Source organism: Microcystis sp. M53603_WE2 (genome assembly GCF_030065435.1).
The window spans coordinates 1-3,103 of record NZ_JASJFF010000546.1; the positions used below are offsets into that span (position 1 = coordinate 1).

At 45.0% G+C, this 3,103-nt stretch carries 1 protein-coding gene; it reads left to right on the forward strand.

The features are described from left to right. Positions 1-370: 370 nt before the first annotated feature. On the forward strand, positions 371-3,103 hold a 2,733-nt coding region (locus PX481_RS11350; protein ID WP_288094602.1), incomplete at its 3' end, for a DEAD/DEAH box helicase.

Genomic DNA, 3,103 nt, shown 5'->3' on the forward strand with positions numbered 1-3,103 from the left:
ATCTTATCACAGTCGGTGAGAATCGTTATCATTCTGAAAATATCTCGGTATAGATGTACTTGTTTTTCGTCCTTCGATCTTTCGCTCCCAATTAAAAAATTTTCTCTTGCTAACTAACGCTTGACATGATATTATATAGATAATGGAAAATCCGTGCGCCTACGACCCCCCTCTGGTCAAGCCAAATAAAGCCCAAAAAAATTAACCCCAAAAAGTAGTGGGTGAACTGAAAACTGATAACTAATACTTGCTAAGACTGCACCGAAGTTGGGAGCAGGGATAGGAAGCCTGAGCATTTGTACTAAAACTCCCAAGAGGCAGTTTAAATTCAGTAGAGCTTAACTAAAAACCGAGAGCCGATCACTAAAAAATGACTTTTGCCTCCGTTATTCGCAACATTGAAAAATCGCCATTAACTGCCGAACTTATCCAAAAACTGGAGAAAAACGGCAATTTAACCCTAACCGGCCTTGCCCGCTTACCGAAAGGATTAATCGGCACAGCTTTCGCCCGTTGTCAAGGAAAAAATCTTTTAATTATCTGTGCCAATCTGGAGGAAGCGGCACGTTGGGCGGCACAATTAGAAGCGATGACGTGGAAAGGTGTTTTCTTTTATCCCACCTCGGAAGCTTGCCCCTACGAGAGATTTAATCGGGAATCCGAGATGATTTGGGGGCAGATGCAGGTATTATCGGCCCTTCGACGTAGCTCAGGACAAGCTCTAATCAGTCATCAAGAGGCCGGAATTGCGATCGTTACCACCGAAAAGGCCCTGCAGCCCCATTTACCCCCTAGAGAGGTTTTCGAGCAGTATAGCGATAATTTTGCGGTAGGAAGGGTTATAGAAGCCAAAAACCTCGATCTAACCCTAGCTAGATTAGGATATGAACGGGTTTCACTGGTAGAAACCGAAGGGCAATGGAGTCGTCGCGGCGATATCGTTGATATTTTCCCAGTTTCGGCCGAATTACCGGTCAGGTTAGAATTTTTCGGCGATGAATTGGAAAAATTGCGAGAATTTGACCCTGCCACCCAAAGATCCCTCGATTCTATCCCCAATCTGCTTCTTACTCCCACTAGCTTCGCGGCGATGATTGCCCCTTCTCTTCCCCCCACAGTGGCCGATTATTTGGAGGCTGAAGAGCGAGAAAAATTGGCTAATGGCATTTATCCAGAGGGAATTGAGCGATTTTTAGGCTTGTCCTTCCGTCAACCTGCCTCTTTATTGGATTATCTCCCCGAAAATACTCTTATTGCCTTTGATGAACTGGAAAGCTGTCAAGCTAGAAGCGATCGCTGGATAGAATATATTGGGGAACGCTGGCAAGAGATAGAACCACCTTTACCGAAAATTCACCGTTCTTTTGGCGAATCTCTGGAAATATCGCCCAAATTTCCCCATCTCTACCTCTCGGAAATAGACGATCACCTGTCCGAAAATAGCCTTAATCTCTCCAGTCGTCCGATTCCCACCAATCCGGGGCAATTCGCCAAACTAGCGGAAATTTTACGGGGAAAAAGAGAGATTTATAGCGGTATTAAAGTAAATAAGTATGCTACATGGTTAATATCTGCCCAACCCTCCCGCACAGTCTCATTATTACAGGAACACGACTGCCCAGCCCAATTTATCCCCAATCCCCTTGATTTTGGGGCGATCGAGCGCTTAATCATTCAAAACACCGCTACAGCCCTAAAATACTCAGGATTAGCTGAATTAGAAGGTTTTATCCTCCCCACCTATCGCATAGTCGTCGTTAGCGATCGAGAGTTCTTCGGGCAACATCTTTTAAATACTGCCGGTTACGTCCGCAAACGTCGGCAAGCAGCCTCGGTACAGGTGGACGTGAACAAACTCCGTCCCCTCGACTTTGTAGTACATAAACACCATGGCATCGGACAGTTTATCAAACTAGAAAAGCAGGAAAGCACAATTGGCGGAGTAGTGCAAGGTCGAGATTATCTAGTTATTAAGTATGCGGATGGATTATTGCGGGTTCCTGCCGATTCTCTTGATAATCTCTCCCGTTATCGTCATACAGGTAGTCAAGCGCCCGAATTGCATAAAATCTCTGGCAAAGCGTGGGAAGCGACGAAAGCCCGCGTTAGGAAGTCGGTTAAGAAGTTAGCGGTTGATTTAATCAATATTTACGCCCAACGCGCCCAAAAATCGGGTTTTGCCTATCCGATGGATAATCCCTGGCAGCGGGAGTTAGAGGATTCTTTTCCCTACCAACCCACTGCTGATCAACTGAAAGCGATACAGGATGTGAAACGGGATTTAGAAAGCGATCGCCCGATGGATCGATTAGTCTGTGGGGATGTGGGTTTTGGTAAGACAGAAGTGGCGATTCGTGCTATTTTTAAAGCTGTCACCACGGGTCATAAACAGGTGGCTTTATTAGCACCAACAACGATTTTAACCCAACAACATTATCACACCCTGAAAGAACGTTTTGCTCCCTATCCCATTAATGTGGGTTTATTAAATCGTTTTCGCACCAATTCCGAGAAAAAAGATATCGTCCAGCGCTTGAAAACGGGGGAATTGGATATAGTAGTGGGGACGCAGTTGTTATTGAGTAAAGCGGTGGAGTTTAAAGATTTAGGGTTATTGGTAATTGATGAAGAACAGCGTTTTGGGGTCAATCAAAAGGAGAAAATTAAGGCTTTTAAAAGTAATATTGATGTGTTAACCTTGAGTGCGACACCGATTCCCCGGACTCTTTATATGTCCCTTTCTGGGGTGCGAGAAATGAGTTTAATTACCACACCTCCCCCCTCTCGTCGTCCCATCCAAACCCACCTTTCTAGTTATAATTCTGATGCGATTAGAACGGCAATTCGCAATGAATTGGATCGGGGGGGACAGATTTTTTATGTAGTACCAAGAATCGAGGGAATTGAAGAAAAAGCGGCAGCAATTCAAGGGATGATTCCGGGTGCTAGAATTGCCATCGGCCACGGTCGTATGGATGAGGCTGAATTAGAGACCACCATGTTAGCTTTTAATAATGGGGAAGCGGATATCTTAGTCTGTACGACTATTGTGGAGTCGGGGTTAGATATTCCCAGAGTTAACACGATTATCATTGAAGATGCC